Genomic DNA, 15,716 nt, shown 5'->3' with positions numbered 1-15,716 from the left:
AGGGTGGTGTCCATGGACGAGGACGGCGTACGGCGGCGGGAACAGGACCGGGACGACGCGGAGTTGATGTTCCAGGGGGTCGCGCGCCAGGCCGAGCTGGTGCGCACCGGCAAGACCACCTCGCGCGCCCTCGTCGAGGCCGCGCTGCGCCGCACGGCCCGGACCGATCCCGTGCTCGGGGCCTTCCGCATCGTCCTCGCCGAGCAGGCCCTCGCCGAGGCCGATGCCCGTGACGCGGCAGAGCCGACCGGTCCGCTCCACGGCGTCCCGGTCGCGGTCAAGGACGAACTGGACGTCGCGGGTCAGGTCACCACCTTCGGCGGATCCGCCAACCGGACCCCCGTCACCGCCGATTCCGAAGCCGTACGCCGCCTGCGCGCCGCCGGCGCCGTCGTCATCGGCAAGACGACGATGCCCGAGTTCGGCCAGTGGCCCTTCACCGAATCCGCCGCCCACGGTCACACCCGCAACCCGTGGGACACCACCCGCACCCCCGGCGGCTCCAGCGGCGGCAGCGCCGCCGCCGTCGCGGCCGGACTGGTCGGGGCGGCCCTCGGCGGCGACGGCGGCGGATCCATCCGCATCCCGGCCGCCTGTTGCGGTCTGTTCGGCCTCAAGCCCCAGCGCGGCCGGGTCTCCACCGCCCCGAACCCGCACCTCTGGTACGCCCTCGGCACCGTCGGGCCGCTGACCCGCAGCGTGGGCGATGCCGCGCTGCTCTACGACGTGCTCGCCGGCACCACCCCCGCCGACCGCTGGAGCGCCGGCCCCTCGACCACCAGCTGGGTGGCGGCCCTGGAGAGCCCGCCGGGCCGGCTGCGCATCGGCTACTCGGTCAAGCCGGCCGTGCCCGGGGTGCGTCCGCATCCGGAACACGTCGGGGCCGTCCTGGAGTCCGTACGGGCGCTGCGCGAACTGGGCCACGACGTAAGGGAGGTCGACCCCCGCTATCCCGACGCGACCGCGCCGTTCGCCGCGCAGTTCTGCGGTGGAGTGCGGGCGGAGGCCGATGCCGTCGAGCGCCCCGACCTGCTGGAACGGCGCACCCGACGGACCCTGGCGCTCGCCCGGCTGGTGCCGGGATCCGCCGTGGAGCGCGGGATCCGGGCGGGGGAGCGGCTGGCGGAACGCGCCGACCGCATGTTCACGACCATGGACCTGCTGCTGACACCGGTCGTCGCCGAGCGCCCGCGCCCGGTGGGTGCGCTGGACGGCGCCGGGCTGCTGACGGCGCTGGCGCGCTCGCGCCCGATGGTCGCCTACACCGCGCTGTGGAACGTCACGGGGCACCCGGCCGCCTCCGTCCCGGCGGGCCTCGGCGAGGACGGTTTGCCGCTCGCCGTGCAACTGGTGGGCCGCCGGGACGACGAGGTGACCGTCCTGCGGGTCGCGGCGCAACTGGAGGAGGTCCGGCCGTGGGCGCAGCGACGCCCCCGGCTCCCGTCCGCCTGACGGGATCCGGCGGCCGTCCCCCGGGCGCCTCGGGCCGGTGAGACCCGTACGGGCGGCGGGGCCATCGTGACCGCCGGGAACTCTCACGCGGAGCGGTACGCCCTGAGCGCGAGCGCGCCGATCGCCGGTGAGCGGTGGTGGGCGTTCGCGACGAACACCGACACCACCAACCCGGGCACGCTGGAGGTCTACGCCATCTGCGCGAAGGTCGTCAACAACCCGACGCTCACCACCCCCTGACTCGGGCCGCACGGGGCCGCGTCCGTTCCGGGAACGTTCCCCGGAACGGCCCTCGTGCGAGCTGCTTCGCTGAAGGGCCGGGTGGGCCGTCGCCAGTGGGGCCCCACCCGCCCATCCCCTGGTGGACCCGGCGCTCGCGCCCGGGCACCGGTGAGGGAACGGCGCCTTCTACGCCAGGCCGGTCGCTCCTGATCGGACGGTGCTGCTCGCCTCCGGGACCGTCCGGCACGGTCCGGCCCCGGACGGATCGCCGGAGACCGCCCGTACGGATTCCGGGGTGCGGGCGGGTCCAACCGGGAGGCCCGTCTCGCGGTGGAACTCCTCGTGGGGGATCCCGGATCGCGGTGTCAGAGCGGCCGGGGAGGCCGGGTCCGCCAGAACGTGCAACCGTGCTCCGCTGCGAAGGAGGTGCTCGGCCGCGTCGCGACCGGGCCGAGGGTGAGCACCGTGGCTGCTCCGGGACCGGCCGCCGGCCACGGGGCCTGGCCCGCCACCACGGGCGCGCCGAAGCGGGCGAACGCCGCCCAGTAGCGCTTCATCCGGTTCCCGAGCGCGACCTGCACCGGCGTCAGCGGGCGCTCGCCCATCGTGAAGTCGTACAGATAGGCCAGCTCCGCACTGTGCGCGTTCGACTCGTCCAGGCCCGGCACCTGTGCGCCCGCGAGCGTCGGAGAGGCCGGGTCGTCGAACTCGTAGACGTACGTCGGCACTTGGGCTGCGAACAGCTGCGCCGTCCACGCGGTGTGGCACGCGAAGGTCGAGTCCGTCATGACCGCGGACAGCGCCAGGTACGGCGAACCGTACTTCGCGACCGGATACCGTGCGACCCGGATCTCCGCCGAACGCGCCGATGTTCTCCCGGGTCCAGCGCAGCGCCGCGAGCTGGTCCATCAGCCCGAAGGATCCGGGCGAAGGGCTCCGGAGTCTCGGTGATCGCCGGACAGCGCTTCGAGTGGAAGCAGGGCGACATCTTCTGCGTCCCGTCCTGGGCCTGGCACGAGCACCACAACCTCGACCCGGCCGAGGACGCCTGCCTCTTCTCCTTCAACGACTTCCCCGTCATGCGCTCGCTCGGCTTCCACCGGGAAGAGGCCTACGCCGACAACGGCGGCCACCAGCCCACCACCTGAACCGCTCCGCCGTGCCGGACGCCGCCGGCCCCGACACCGGCCCCGGCACGGCGGAGCACCGGCGAGTGCCGCCGCCGACCCACCCCCGCGCACCCTCCCCCTCATCACGCAAGGAGCACCCATGCAGTTGGTCAGCTACACCCTCGACGATGCTGTCGTGCGTCTCGGCGCGCAGGTCGACGACCTCGTCGTGGACCTCACCACTTTGGCCCGGCGGGCCGACGTGCAGCTGCCGCCGGACCTGATGTCATTCATCCGGGCCGGCGCGGCCGCCCAGGAGACCGCACGCGGACTTTTGGCCGCGGGCCCCGAGGCCTGGCCCGTCGAGGCCGTCCACCGGATCGACGCCGTGTCCCTGCGGGCCCCCCTGCGCCCCGGCAAGATCATCGGCGTCGGACTCAACTACATCGAGCACGTCGAGGAGTCCAGCCGCAGCCTCGACACCGACAAGGACCTGCCGCCGCGCCCCGTCCTCTTCGGCAAGCCCGCCACCGCCGTCACCGGCCCCGGACAGCCGATCCTGCACAACGCCGACCTGACCACCCAGCTGGACTGGGAGTGCGAACTCGCCGTCGTCATCGGCCGCCCCGCCTTCCGGGTGAGCGAGGAGGACGCGTACGAGCACGTCTTCGGCTTCAGCATCGTCAACGACATCAGCGCCCGCGACCAGCGCCGCTCCGGCCAGTGGTTCTTCTCCAAGGGCCAGGACTCCTACGCCCCCTTCGGCCCGGTGGTCGTCACCCGCGACGCGATCCCCGACCCGATGGCCCTCGACCTCTCGCTGCGCGTCAACGGCGTCACCAAGCAGAAGTCGAACACCCGGCACATGCTCTTCCCCATCGCCCGCCTCATCGCCGACATCAGCTCCGGCATGACCCTGGAGCCCGGCGACGTCATCGCGACGGGCTCACCGTCCGGCGTCGGCGCGGGCATGGTCCCGCCCGAGTTCTTGTGCCCCGGTGACATCGTCGAGGCCACGGTCGAAGGCATCGGAACCCTGACCAACCCCGTCGTCGACGCCCGCTGACCCGCCCGGGCAAGAAGGAGCACCCGTGTCACCCCGCACCTACCGCATCGGCCAGATCGTGCCGAGTTCCAACGTCACCATGGAGGCGGAGGTCCCGGCCGTCCTCCGGGCCCGCCAGGCCGTCGTGCCCGACGAGCGCTTCACCTTCCATTCCAGCCGGATGCGCATGACCCACGTGACCCCGGAACAGCTGAGGGCCATGGACGCCGACTCCGACCGCTGCGCCGTGGAACTCTCCGACGCCCGGGTCGACGTCCTGGGCTACGCCTGCCTGGTGGCCATCATGAGCATGGGCCTCGGCTACCACCGCACCTCGGAGCAGCGCCTGCACGCCCGGACCGCCGAGAACGGCGCGCCCGCCCCGGTCGTCACCAGTGCCGGAGCCCTCGTCCACGGGCTGCACACCATCGGCGCCGAGAAGATCGTGCTGTTGGCCCCCTACATGCGCCCGCTCACGCGGACCGTCGTGGACTACCTGACGCACGAGGGCATCGAGGTCCTGGACCATCGGGCCCTCGAAATCCCCGACAACCTGGACGTCGCCGCCCACGACCCGGCCCGGCTGCCGGGTCTCGCCCGGGCGCTGGAGTACGCCGATGCCGACGCGGTCGTGCTCTCGGCGTGCGTGCAGATGCCCTCGCTCGGCGCCATCGAGGAGGCCGAGCAGCTCCTGGGCAAGCCGGTGGTGTCCGCGGCCGTCTGCACGGCCCACCAACTGCTCCGGTCCCTGGACCTGGACGCGGTGGCACCGGGGGCGGGCCACCTGCTGTCGGGCGCGTACGCGCGGGCCCCGCTGCCGGGGTAGCCGGTACGGCCCGTCAGCTGCCGAAGGCGGTCAGGGCCAGGCGCTGGGCCACCGCCGGGAAGCTGTTGAGGGAGGACGAGGTACCCACCGAGTAGACCGCGCGCCGGTCGAGGTCACGGGAGGCGAAGACACCGCTCCTGTACCCCGGGTCGGACCCCGTCTTGCCCCACAGGACCGAGCCGTCGGGCAGCGGTACGGACATCAGTCCGACGCTGAAGCAGGCCGTACCCCTGCCGCGACCGGTGTTGCAGTTCGCGTCGTTGGCGTACGGCAGCGGCTTGCCGTCGATGCCCTTCGGCACCGTGAACAGCTCCGCGGCCTGGGCCGGGCGCAGCAGTCGGCCGTCGAACAGGCCGGAGATGAAGCGGTCCAGGTCACCCGTGGTGGACGTCATGCTGGCGGGCAGCCCGCCCTGCACGTTGACGTCGACCAGCTCGCCGTTGCCCTTCGGCTGGTAGCCGGGCAGGTAGGGCCGTGGCACGGGCGTGCTGCGGCCCGGCGCGACGGCCCGGGTCTCCCGCATCTTCAGCGGCTTCAGGATGCGGGCCGTCACCTCGTACTGGTAGGAGTGCCCGGTGATCTCCTCGATGAGCTTGCCCGCGACGCGGTAGCCGAAGGAGTTGTACTCCTGCCGCGTACCGGGGTGGAAGCGCGGGCCGGGTGCCGGCCTGCCTTCCGGGCGGAGCGTCTGCCGGATCACCTCGTCGAAGGTGACGTAGTCGAGGCGCCGATCGATGTCCTCGTCCGGCGAGGTGGGCGGGGCGCCCTCGAAGTCCTGGGGCAGGCCGCTGGTGTGGTTGAGCAACTGCCGTACGCTGATCGGCTCCTCGAACCGGTCCTCCGGCAGCAGCCCGGGCAGGTAGTGCTGGACGCTCCGGTCCAGGTCGACGCGGCCCTCGGCCGACAGCTGGAGCAGGATCACCGCTTCCATGGGCTTGGATATGCTGCCGATCCGGAAGTGGGCGTCGGGGCTGACGCGCCGACCGGTGACGATGTCCCCGGACGCACCCCGCCAGGTCTGCCCGTTCTTGTGCACCTCGGCCACCACCCCGGCGGCACCGTCGCCCGGGCGCACGGCGATCGCCTCGCGCAGGGCGGCACGGTCCAGGGGCGCGGGGGGCCCGGCGGTGGCGGCCTGCGCGGGGGCGACGACTCCGAGCACCAGGGCGGCGGTGGTCAGGGACAGGGCCGGGAAACGGCGCATGGGGGGTAACTCCACTCGGAAGGTAATGATCATGTCCCGGCGAGTATGTCCGCCGGCCCGTCCGTGTTCGACGGGGATCGCCCCTACGCCGACCCTGAAGCGACCCTGACCCCGCATCAGGGACGCCCGCGGAGCCCGGACCAGCTCCCGCCCGCTCACGGCGCGCCCTCCCCTGCCCGGGCCAGCGCCAGTACGCCCGCACAGATCAGGGTGATGCCCAGCAGCTGGGGGAGCAGCCACCAGCCCGACCGCAGGTGCTCCTCGTACAGCACCACCCCCAGCGCGATGCTGATGCTCGCGTCGCCGAGGGTCAGCGCGGGCTGCGACGCGACCAGCGGGCCGCCCTGCATGGCGTGTTCCAGCAGGAGCAGGGCACAGATGCCGGTCGCCCCGAAGGCGTACGTCTCCCAGGTCGTCAGGAAGGCGACGAAACCGTCGTCGTCGAGGACGTGCACCGCGGACTTCATCAGTGCGGCGGTGAGCGCGTAGCAGACGGCGGTGGCCGCACCGAGACAGCCGGCCCTGGCCCGGCCGGGCGGCAGGCGCAGTCCGGCCACGGCCAGGGCGGCCACGACGACCGCGCACGCCGCCAGGGCCACCACCCAGCGCTCGGGCGGCACGTCGGTCCGGTTGCCCATGGGCGAGGCGGCCACGAGCGCGACCCCGAGCCCCGCCACCACCCCCGCCACGGCCAGCCACAGCGCCCGCGGGAGCCGCTGCCGCGTCATCAGCGAGGCGATCAGCAGCGCGAGCGGCAGCTCCAGTACGAACAGCGGCTGTACGAGGGCCAGTGCACCCGTGGCCAGGGCGAGGGCCTGCCCCGCCCCGGCCGCGATCACGGCCAGGATGCCGCCGATCCACAACGGACGCCGCAGCAGATCGAGGACCAGGCCGGGGCGGAAGCCGTCGCTCTGCGGCACGGTGAGCGCGGCGCGCCGCTGGAGCACCGTGGCGAGCGCATTGCTGAAGGCCGCGAACAGCGCGAAGAGGACCGGCAGGACGACGCCCATGCGCCGATCCTCACGGCGTCCGCCGCCCCTCCGCGTCACGACACCGGGCCACGGCCGTCCGACCCCGCGCATTCCCCCGTCCGGACCTGCCCGGCAGGACCAGGGCCGGTTCCTTCGGATCACCAGCAGGGCTGGAGGGGCGACCTTCAAGGTCTGTAAGCTCGCTCGATCCTGATGGTGCGCCCGTGAGGGGCCGAACGCGGATCCCGGCGGCCGGCAGACGCCGGAGAACGGGAGCGGACCACGGGCTGCGAAGCGCTCAAGTAGGCAATCGGAGAAACGACATGGATCTGCTCCTGGCACCGCCGACCGCCGCCGGGCCCGTACGCCTCGGAAGTCCGTACGGGAAGGCCGTGGCCGCGGTCCGGCCCTGGGGCAAGCCGCGGGTGGTCGGCCCCACCTCGCGGAGGGCGCGTCGGCTGATGGGCGACTTCGACGGGGTCGGCTACACGGTCTTCTTCGATGCGGTCGACCGTGTGACGGCCGTGGAACTGTGGCGGCCCGGAGAGGGTCGGCAGTGCACCACGCGGGTCCTGCTGGACGGGCACGACGTCTTCACCACCCCGGCCGACACCGTCCTCGCGGAGCTGCGCGAGCGCGGGTGGACCGTGGACGACGAGGACCCGGGGAACGTCTTCGTGCCGGGCGTCTCGCTGGGTTTCACCCGCCAGACCTCCCAGGAAGTACCGCGCGACGGGCAGGGCCTGCCCGTCTCCTTCACCTCGGTCCTCGTCGCAGGCAAGGGCTACTACGACTTCCGCTGCGGGCAGTAGAGAAGACGCGTGGCACGCGGCCGGCAGTCTTCCGTGCGGGTCAGGCGAGATCCGAACGTCTCCCCCGGTGGCGCCCCGCGGCCCGGCGCAGGGCCAGCGCCGCGAGGGCCTCCGGGGCTCCGGCCTGGCCGCGGATGCCGGGGAAGGCGTTGATGTCCACGATCAGTGGTGTTCCGCCGCCGGTGTCGATGACGTCCACGCCGTAGACGTCCAGCGCGAACACCGCGCCCACCTCGCGCACCAGATCGGCCCAGCCGGAGGGCAGTTCCGCCAGGGGCAGGGGACGGGTGGGGCCACGGCCGCCGGGGGAGAGCTCGGACCGGCGCAGAGCCGAGAAGACCTGGTCCCCGATGGCCCACAGCTTGTGGTCCCAGCCGCTGTTGGGCGCGTACTCCTGCACCACGACCGGCTCGTGCGGCCACTCCCGCGCCAACTCCCGCAGGCGTGCCGCGTCGTCGACGCGGGCCACCAGGTCGCCCCGGCGGCTGTACCGGCTCTTGACCACCACGGGGGCGTCCGGTCGGGCCCCGGCCGCCCACGCCCCGAGGGAGTCGTGCGTAAGGGTCGCGGCGAACGGGAGCCCGGCCCGCAGGGCGAGCTCGGCCATCGCCGTACGGTCCTGGCACAGCGCGGTGGCCGAGGCGGAGTTCACCACGGCCGCTCCCCGCCGTTCCAGGTCGCGCGCGAGACCCAGCGCGTGCGGCGTCCGCGACTTCAGCAGGTACACCTCGGCGAGCGGCAGCGGCACGTCCTCGAGGGCGGCCGGATCGAGGGCTTCGACCTCGTGTTCCGGGGCCAGCAGGGCCGTGGTGTCCGCCAGCAGCGGATGCCCGGGTTCCGGGGTGATCAGGCCGATCTTCACGCGCCGTCGCCCCCCACGGCCGAGATCTGCGCCGGGATCGACAGGGGCAGCGGGTACGGCAGCGCCACGGGCGCCGGCTGCTGCGCGCAGCCGCCCGCCCGCGCCAGTTCCAGCACCGCCCGGGCCACCCGCGCGGCCGCGTCCGGCACCTGACGGAAGCTCGGGAAGTCGTTCACGTCGACGACCACCGGCCCGTCCGGGCCCAGCAGCACGTCCACGCCGTACAGGTCCAGCCCGTAGACCGCCCCCACCTGTGCGGCGATCGCCGCCACCTCGGCCGACAGCGGTACGCGGCGCTCCCGCACGGAGGGGTCCGGGTGCAGAGGCGAGCACCGCTCGGTCGCGAACAGCTCCCCGCCGACCGCGTACACCTTGATGTCCGTGCCCGAGTTGGGCACGTACGGCTGGGCGATGAGCAGGCCCTCGCCCGCGAGCACGGGCAGCAGCGACTCCAGCCGCTCCGGCGAGGACACCAGGTGCACGGCCCGCCCGGAGCTGCCGTCGGCGGGCTTGACGACGAGCGGGTACTCCGCGGCCGGGACCTCCCTGAGCAACTCGGGGCGGGCCACGGCGTACGTCGGCGGCAGCGGGAGCCCCCGGCCGCGCCCGAGGGCGGCGGCCAGCGCTTTGTCCCGTACGCCCCGGATCGACCGGGCGTCGTTGACGGTGGTCGTACCGGCCGCGGCGGCCGCCTCGAGCAGCGTCAGACCCGGGCCGCCCGAGACCGTCTTGAGGACCCACGCGTCGTGGGCACCCGCGTCCACCACCTCGGTCATGCGCAGGAGCGAGCCGCCGGGCCGTACGACGTCCACCCGGTGCCCCCACGCGGTCAGCTGCCGGATCACCTCGTTCGGCATGCCGTCGTGGCGGTAGTGCTCCTCCACCAGGAAGCAGAGCCTCATGGACCTTCCCCATATTCCCCGGACGTCCGCCGATACGTCCGGCGAGTCATGACGTCACAGGATGTCATGGACCGCAATGTGATGATCGGTCCGGCTGTGGGCTTCCTTGTTACGCTCCCGCTTCGGCAAGGGGGAGGGACAGGGCATGGGCGATCGGTGGACCGGGCTGCTGCACGGGCTCGTAGCGAACACGGCCGCACCGGCGGATGTGCTGGTGCGCCTGCTCGGCCACGAAGACGAGTGGGTGCGACGGGCGGTTGCGCGGCGCGCCGTGCTGCCGCAGGAGGTGGTCGAGGCCGTTCTGGTCCACCCGGACCGCCACGTACGGATCGCCTTCGCCGAGAACGGCAACGCCGCACCCGAACAGCGCGCCCGGCTGGTCGAAGACCCGAGCCCGGGGGTCCACCTCGCGCTCGCGGTCGGCCCCCTGACCTACCGGCAGCAGGTGGCCCCCCTGCCCGACTGGGCCTACGAGCGGCTGCTGAACCATCCCAGGGACCTGGTGCGCCGGGAACTGGTCGAGTGGGGCGGGACGCCCGCCCGCGTCCTGGCGGGGCTTGCGGACCACGTGGATCCGATGTTCCGTCGGGCTGCCTGTCGAGGTGCCTGGCGGGAGCTCCCGGACGCCGCACGGCAGCGTCTCCTCCACGACGACGACCACGAAGTGCGGCGGGAGGCCGCCGAACAGGTCTGCCACGAGGACGAGGAACGGACTACTTGGCTGGTCGGGGAACTGGGCGACGACTGGCGGGCGACGGACGTCCTGCGGAACGGCCGGCTCAGCCGGGAGCTCGCCGAACGCGTGGTCGTCGAGGGGGAACGGCTCCCGGCGATCGCCGGTAACCCGAGCCTTGCGCCCGACCTGGTGGCGCGCCTCGCCGACGACCCCGACCCGTGGGTCCGGCTGGCGGTCTCCGCACGCCCCGAGCTCAGTGAGGCCGAGCGCGCCGCCATCGACTACACCGTGGACCCCGAGGCCCGGCTGGGCACGCTCGACTGGGTGTGGGGGCGGCGCGAGGACGCCGAGTTCCTGCGCCGGTGCGCCCGGTCCGCGCACACCTGGCTGCGCCGCAGCGCCGCGGTCTGTCCCGGCCTGCCGGCCGATGCCGTCGAACTGCTCGCGGGGGACGAGGACTTCGCCGTACGCCTGCTGCTCGCCGAGTTCCACCCGGAACCGCCCCCCGAGCTGCTCCTCGACCTCTATCTGAACGGCACCCACCGCGCCGTACTCATGCTCGTCGCCCGGCCGGGCTTCCCCGCCGCCGGGCTCGCCGCCCGCTTCGGCGCCTCGCCCGATCCGGAACGCCGGCGGCTGGCCCTGCGCGATCCCGGTCTGGAACCGGAACTCCTCGACCGTCTCAGCCGGGACCCCGATACGCGTAAAGCTGCCGCCCGGCACCCCCGGCTCCCGGTGGCCCGGATCCGCGAACTGCTCGCCGATCCGGACACCGAGGCCGCCGCGGCCGCCAACCCCGCGCTGCCGCCCGAGGACATGCGCCGGTTGCTGGACCGGGCGGGCGTGCCGGAAATCCCGGTGAATGATCGGACAATCGACTGCTAGGTTGATCACGTGCCGAAGCTGAATCAGATCATCGCAGTGGAAAAGGGCGTCAAGTCCAAGTCCCTCCAGGAGCTCACCCAGGCTCACCACGACGTCCAGAAGCCCGCCCTGCTGGCCGGAATCTCCCGGACCTACCAGCCCAAGGACGAGGAGGGCGAGCAGCTGCCGCCCGAGTCCACCCGGGTGCAGGTCAAGGCCGAGGACGTGCTGCGGGCGACGGCGGGAACCCTGACGCGGCTGTTCGACGTAACGGCGACCAAGGACTGGGCCAACCGCACCGCGGCCGCCGACGTCGTCGTGGACGGGACGGTCCTGCTGGCTCAAGTGCCCGTGCCGTACCTGCTCTTCCTGGAGAAGCAGCTCACCGACATGCACACCTTCGTGCGGAAGCTGCCGGTACTGGACGCCTCCGAATCCTGGAACCTGGACCCGTCCACGGACTCTTGGAAGACGGACGCGGTGCGCACCATTCGCACCAAGAAGGTGCCGCGCAACCACGTGAAGGCCGAGGCCACCGAGAAGCACCCGGCCCAGGTCGAGGTGTACTACGAGGACGTGCCGGTCGGGTACTGGACGACCGTGAAGTTCTCCGGTGCGCTGCCCGCCCGGCGGGTCAACGAGCTGATCGACCGCGTGGAGAAGCTCCAGCAGGCCGTCAAGTTCGCCCGCGAGGAGGCCAACAGCGCCGAGGTCACCGACCAGCGGGTCGGCGACGCGGTGTTCGGCTACCTGTTCAGGTAGCCCACAGAACCCCTCCCGTATGTCTGCGGGAGGTGCGCGAGAGCGCAAGCTGAAACTGATGTTGAAGCTGAACGAGGGTGTCAGTTGGGGGTTCGAATCCCTCCCCCGGCATTGCGAGCCGGGGTGGCCCAAGCTGGTAGAGGCGGCCCTTCAATCTCAGATTATCGCTCCAGTCTCAGTATTCGCCGCCGAACACCGGATCGACCGAGCGTGGACGATCATCGATGGATAGGGGTTCAAGTCCCCTCTGCGCCTCTCCTCGTGGCGCGGTAGTTCAAAGGTAGAACACGTCGATCTAAGAATGATCCGCGACTCTTAAACGTGCCGGTGTGCGCAATTGGGTGGCACACAGGAGCCCGGGAGCTGGATATGCTCCCGGGCTCCGTCACGTTCCGGTCTGACCGTTCCGGTCAGACCGGAACGGTCAGACCGGAACGGACACGAACGTCCGGCCCGACTCGTTCTCCACCAGGATCGCCTTGACGTCCGCCGGGTCCACGGCCGCCGAACCGTCCAGCGCCGCGCCCTTGGCCTCGCCGTTCTCCTGGCTGCCCGTGACCCAGCCGGCGGCCGTGGTGCGCGTGCCGTTCTTGGAGACCACGACCAGCCGGCACCGCTCGCCCGGCGGTACGCCCGTGACCGCTGCGTGCACCCGCACCCACTTGGTGGCGGGCGTCATCTGTACGGTCATCCGCGCACCCGTGGCCTTGTCGGTCGCGGAGAGCACCTTGGTCCCGGCAGGCGGTGGGGAAGGGTTGGCCGTGGCCGTCGGGGACGGCGGCACGGGCAGCGCCTCGGTGTCCAAATCGCCCGTACCCAGCTGGGTACCGGCCCAGAACACGGCGGCCAGCGAAGCGGCGACCGCCAGTCCCGCGAGGCCCGCGCGCCGCCGCGAATCACCGGCCCGCTCCCCGCGCATCTGCCGCAGGGTGCGCTGGAGCAGCAGGTCACCGCCGTGCGGCGGTCCGTCGAGGAACGCCTCGTCGGGCACCTCGCCCAGAGCCGCCTCCATCTCGCGCAACGCGGCCACCTCCTCCCGGCACTGCCCGCATCCGCTCGTGTGTTCCTCGACCCGGCGGATCTCCTCGGGGTCCAGGACGCCGAGTACGTAGGGGCCGAGCAGTTCCTCCTCGTGCCTCTGCCGGTTCATGCCACCACCTCACGCAGTCCGGCGGGCTGCTGGGGCGGCCTGCCCGATCGCTTTCCTTCTCTGGAACCGATGTCCCTGAATCCGTCGCTCTTGAAGACGTCGCGCAGCGCCTTGAGGGCGTAGTGCGAACGAGATTTGACCGTACCCGCCGGGATGCCGAGGCTGTCGGCCGCCTCCGCGACGCTGAGCTGTCGGTAGTACAACTCCTTCAGGACGTCGCGGTGTTCCGGCGACAGCTGATCGAGGGCCCCCAGGACCGTCATGCTGTCCACCACGGAATCGGCGTGGTCCGCCTCCACCGGGGGAGCGGACGAGGCTCCCGAAACCTCCGGCGGCCGGGCGGCCTTGGCCCGGTAGCGGTCGGTGATGATGTTGCGGGCCACGGTGAGCAGCCAGCCGCGCACCGAGCCCTTTCCGTTGACCAGCACCTCGGAGTGGCGCCAGGCGCGGATCAGCGTTTCCTGTACGACGTCCTCGGCGGCGGCCCGATCTCCGGTCAGCCGGGTGGCGTACGCGAGCAGGGCGTGGCCGTGCTCCTCGTACACCGACTTGATCAGTGCCTCATCGGTCGAGCCCCGCCGAGTGCGGGGCCACAGTGGTCCGGCCATCTCACCCTCTCCGTCTTCCTCGCATATGTGGTGCGGTCGGAACACGCCACCGGGGCGGATTCGGTTCACGTGACCTGCGTCACTCAGGTCCGGCAGGCGCGGCCCTTGTTGAGGCAGTCCACGACCGCGGCCATCTGCCGGTCGGTCATCGCGTTCACGAACATCGCGTGATCGGTCTTCGGGCTGTGCCGCTGCTCGGGGAAGGAGTCGAGGGCCACGTTCAGCCCCGGCGGGATCTCGTAGGCGAGGGAGACGCGCAGTTCGGGCACCGGGAAGGTGTCCTTCGGGCAGACGCCGTTCGCAGCGGTGAAGAGCAAGTGCGAGCGGTGCGTGACGCCGACGGTGTCGAGGCCGTTCCAGCAGCTCGGGAAGACCAGGGTGCGGGTGACGCGCTCGCCCGCGGGACAGCGCGGGTATCGGGTGGTGGCCCGGTCCGGGGAGCCCGAACATCCCCAGCGGGCCCGGACGTCGGCCTCGGTGTCCGCCGTGTACGCGACGGCGTCACCGGTCATCGCGCGCAGGAAGCGCGGCATCGGCACCACCTTGCTCACGGGGTTGCCGCGGAACTCCACCAGGACCGAGGTCTCCGGCACGATCTCGCCGACGTTCCCGTGCCCCGCCGAATCCTCGTGCGGGCGCGTGCCCGGGCGGTCGGGGCGGCGCAGGACCGGCCAGTAGTACGTGGACCGGTCGCCGCCCGCACAGCTCGTGGCGGCCGCCTCCAGCGAGGCCTCCGTCGACAGCGCGTTGGTGGAGAGGTTGCCCACGTAGGCGTGCGTGTGATGGGCGCCGCCCAGCAGGCCGGGCGAGACCACGAGATTGTCCTCGTTGTAGTGGCCCTGCTCGTTGCGGCCGCAATCCACCACCATCGATCCGGCCGATCCTTCGGACCCGGCGGCGGGAGCGGCTGCAGGGAGGCGCGGGACGTCGCCTATGTCCACGTAGTCGGACGCGACCGGCCGCCCGTCCGCCGCCCCGGCGTGCGGACCGGCCGCCCGCGACGCCCCCAGGACCGCTGCGATCAGTCCGCCGGCCAGGACCAGGCAGACGGCGAGAGTGAGCAGCCGGTGTTCGTTACCCATGCCGGTCACGGTTGCCGGTGGCGCCCCCGCCGTCAACTGGTCATCCGCATGACGGGCGCGGCGCCGTGATTCGTACGTTCCGTGGGTCGCTCGCCCGCCCGGGAAGGCGAGGCCGATGGTTCACTCGGACGGATAGCCTGCCTCCATGAACGAAGGCGAGAGGACCGTGGGCATGGTTGCGGAGTTAGTCGGTGAGGACTGGGGTGCCACGCGCTCCTGAGTGGAGAAGGGGTTGCCCGCGACGGAACGCATCGAGCAGGTGGTACGGCTGCGCGGAGGCTGGACCTCGCAGATGCGGCGGCTGGACCTCGGCGGCCCGGACGGACGGCGCTCGCTCGTCCTGCGGTCCTTCGTCACGCCCTTCTACGTCCGGCACGCGGAAGGCCTGCTGACGCGTGAAGCGGCGATCCTGCGCCTGCTCGGCGACACGGGCGTGCCCGCGGCCACGCTGGTGGCGGTGGACGCGACGGCGCAGTACTGCGACCACCCCTCGCTCCTGATGTCCCTGCTGCCGGGAACCGTGCGCCTGGACGAACGGAACGCCACCGCGCGCGCCGAACTGCTGGCCCGCCAACTGGTGCGCATCCATCAGCTGCCGGTGGCCGCAGCCCAGCGGCCCCGTACGTATCAGGCCTGGGCCTCTCCCGAAGGGGTGAGCCCGCCCGCGGACACCCGGCGGCCCGAGCTCTGGCGGCGGGCGGTCGACGTCATCCGCCAGGATCCCCCGGAGTACCGGGGCCGCTTCCTGCACCGGGACTTCCATCCGGGGAACGTCCTCTTCACCGGCGCGGACGAGGACCTTCGGATCAGCGGCGTCGTGGACTGGGTGGAGACCTCCTGGGGGCCCGCCGACCTGGACGTGGCGCACTGCTCGACGGCCCTCGCCCTGCTGCACGGGGTCCCCGCGGGGATGGGCTTCGCGGACCGCTACGTCGCCGCGGGAGGAACCCTGACCGAGGACCACGCCGCCCACCTCTACTGGCGCCTCCTGGACGCGCTGGGCTTCGCTCCGGACGCGGAGAAGGTCGGCGTGCCCTGGCGTGAGCTGGGCCGGGTCGACCTGACGGCACGTGTCCTGACGCAGCGACTGGAGGATTACATCCACGCCCTCTTCGAGAGGTATGCCTGAATCGTCGCGTTGTCCCGGCCTGCCTTCGCCGATGCCGGCC

The 15,716-nt window shown here is 72.4% G+C and carries 17 protein-coding genes; 9 read left to right on the top strand and 8 right to left on the bottom strand.

Features of this window, described 5'->3' with window-relative positions; all coding sequences use genetic code 11:
• Nucleotides 1-12 precede the first annotated feature (12 nt).
• Together ACIQK6_RS02570 and ACIQK6_RS02565 are read left to right on the top strand one after the other, a co-directional pair.
• Nucleotides 13-1,452 carry an amidase gene (locus ACIQK6_RS02570; protein ID WP_329105710.1) on the top strand — a complete coding sequence of 480 codons (1,440 nt, stop codon included), beginning with the start codon at nt 13-15 and terminating at the stop codon, nt 1,450-1,452.
• Between the two features lie 66 nt (nt 1,453-1,518).
• Nucleotides 1,519-1,692, top strand: coding sequence for a hypothetical protein (locus ACIQK6_RS02565; protein WP_329105712.1), 174 nt, complete (start codon nt 1,519-1,521; stop codon nt 1,690-1,692).
• Nucleotides 1,693-2,039: 347 nt separating this feature from the next.
• On the opposite strand, the gene ACIQK6_RS02560 is transcribed toward ACIQK6_RS02565, so the two are convergent.
• Nucleotides 2,040-2,474: a carboxylesterase family protein gene (locus tag ACIQK6_RS02560; RefSeq protein WP_402694281.1), complete on the bottom strand. Its 435-nt coding sequence runs from the start codon at nt 2,472-2,474 to the stop codon at nt 2,040-2,042.
• 147 nt (nt 2,475-2,621) lie between these two features.
• Between ACIQK6_RS02560 and ACIQK6_RS02555 the strand changes: the two genes are divergently transcribed.
• From ACIQK6_RS02555 to ACIQK6_RS02545, 3 genes are all read left to right on the top strand, one after another.
• Nucleotides 2,622-2,822, top strand: coding sequence for a hypothetical protein (locus ACIQK6_RS02555; RefSeq protein WP_402694148.1), 201 nt, complete (start codon nt 2,622-2,624; stop codon nt 2,820-2,822).
• 121 nt (nt 2,823-2,943) lie between these two features.
• Nucleotides 2,944-3,849, top strand: a complete 906-nt coding sequence (locus ACIQK6_RS02550; protein WP_402694147.1) for a fumarylacetoacetate hydrolase family protein — start codon at nt 2,944-2,946, stop codon at nt 3,847-3,849.
• 79 nt (nt 3,850-3,928) lie between these two features.
• The gene (locus tag ACIQK6_RS02545; protein ID WP_329108200.1) at nt 3,929-4,654 is read left to right on the top strand and encodes an Asp/Glu racemase; all 726 of its coding nucleotides are present in this window, start codon (nt 3,929-3,931) and stop codon (nt 4,652-4,654) included.
• 13 nt (nt 4,655-4,667) lie between these two features.
• Here the strand turns inward: ACIQK6_RS02545 and ACIQK6_RS02540 are convergent, their stop codons facing one another.
• Both ACIQK6_RS02540 and ACIQK6_RS02535 read right to left on the bottom strand, forming a co-directional pair.
• Nucleotides 4,668-5,858: a serine hydrolase domain-containing protein gene (locus tag ACIQK6_RS02540; RefSeq protein ID WP_402694146.1), complete on the bottom strand. Its 1,191-nt coding sequence runs from the start codon at nt 5,856-5,858 to the stop codon at nt 4,668-4,670.
• A 155-nt stretch (nt 5,859-6,013) separates the two neighbouring features.
• On the bottom strand, nt 6,014-6,868 hold the full coding sequence (locus ACIQK6_RS02535) for a DMT family transporter (protein ID WP_329105719.1): 855 nt from the start codon (nt 6,866-6,868) through the stop codon (nt 6,014-6,016).
• Nucleotides 6,869-7,152: 284 nt separating this feature from the next.
• Between ACIQK6_RS02535 and ACIQK6_RS02530 the strand changes: the two genes are divergently transcribed.
• The gene (locus ACIQK6_RS02530; protein ID WP_402694145.1) at nt 7,153-7,641 is read left to right on the top strand and encodes a hypothetical protein; all 489 of its coding nucleotides are present in this window, start codon (nt 7,153-7,155) and stop codon (nt 7,639-7,641) included.
• Nucleotides 7,642-7,681: 40 nt separating this feature from the next.
• Here the strand turns inward: ACIQK6_RS02530 and ACIQK6_RS02525 are convergent, their stop codons facing one another.
• Both ACIQK6_RS02525 and ACIQK6_RS02520 read right to left on the bottom strand, forming a co-directional pair.
• Entirely contained in the window at nt 7,682-8,503 is an 822-nt protein-coding gene (locus ACIQK6_RS02525; protein ID WP_402694144.1) for a RimK family alpha-L-glutamate ligase, read from the bottom strand.
• The gene (locus ACIQK6_RS02520) at nt 8,500-9,405 is read right to left on the bottom strand and encodes a hypothetical protein (protein ID WP_329105725.1); all 906 of its coding nucleotides are present in this window, start codon (nt 9,403-9,405) and stop codon (nt 8,500-8,502) included. Before ACIQK6_RS02520 ends, ACIQK6_RS02525 begins: the two co-directional genes overlap by 4 nt.
• Nucleotides 9,406-9,550: 145 nt before the next feature.
• Here ACIQK6_RS02520 and ACIQK6_RS02515 point away from each other — a divergent pair, with 145 nt between their 5' ends.
• Together ACIQK6_RS02515 and ACIQK6_RS02510 are read left to right on the top strand one after the other, a co-directional pair.
• Nucleotides 9,551-10,966 carry a hypothetical protein gene (locus ACIQK6_RS02515; RefSeq protein ID WP_329105727.1) on the top strand — a complete coding sequence of 472 codons (1,416 nt, stop codon included), beginning with the start codon at nt 9,551-9,553 and terminating at the stop codon, nt 10,964-10,966.
• Nucleotides 10,967-10,975: 9 nt separating this feature from the next.
• Nucleotides 10,976-11,707 carry a hypothetical protein gene (locus ACIQK6_RS02510; protein ID WP_329105728.1) on the top strand — a complete coding sequence of 244 codons (732 nt, stop codon included), beginning with the start codon at nt 10,976-10,978 and terminating at the stop codon, nt 11,705-11,707.
• Between the two features lie 424 nt (nt 11,708-12,131).
• On the opposite strand, the gene ACIQK6_RS02505 is transcribed toward ACIQK6_RS02510, so the two are convergent.
• The 3 genes from ACIQK6_RS02505 to ACIQK6_RS02495 all read right to left on the bottom strand — a co-directional run bounded on the left by ACIQK6_RS02505 (nt 12,132) and on the right by ACIQK6_RS02495 (nt 14,547).
• Entirely contained in the window at nt 12,132-12,857 is a 726-nt protein-coding gene (locus tag ACIQK6_RS02505) for a zf-HC2 domain-containing protein (RefSeq protein ID WP_329105730.1), read from the bottom strand.
• On the bottom strand, nt 12,854-13,465 hold the full coding sequence (locus ACIQK6_RS02500; protein ID WP_030725819.1) for a sigma-70 family RNA polymerase sigma factor: 612 nt from the start codon (nt 13,463-13,465) through the stop codon (nt 12,854-12,856). Before ACIQK6_RS02500 ends, ACIQK6_RS02505 begins: the two co-directional genes overlap by 4 nt.
• 83 nt (nt 13,466-13,548) lie before the next feature.
• The gene (locus ACIQK6_RS02495) at nt 13,549-14,547 is read right to left on the bottom strand and encodes a DUF1996 domain-containing protein (RefSeq protein WP_329105732.1); all 999 of its coding nucleotides are present in this window, start codon (nt 14,545-14,547) and stop codon (nt 13,549-13,551) included.
• A 220-nt stretch (nt 14,548-14,767) separates the two neighbouring features.
• Here ACIQK6_RS02495 and ACIQK6_RS02490 point away from each other — a divergent pair, with 220 nt between their 5' ends.
• Nucleotides 14,768-15,676, top strand: a complete 909-nt coding sequence (locus tag ACIQK6_RS02490) for a phosphotransferase family protein (RefSeq protein WP_402694143.1) — start codon at nt 14,768-14,770, stop codon at nt 15,674-15,676.
• The last annotated feature ends 40 nt before the right edge of the window (nt 15,677-15,716 follow it).

Source organism: Streptomyces sp. NPDC091682, assembly GCF_044756625.1.
Taxonomy (GTDB): domain Bacteria; phylum Actinomycetota; class Actinomycetes; order Streptomycetales; family Streptomycetaceae; genus Streptomyces.
This window is presented reverse-complemented; position numbering and strand designations above follow the sequence as displayed.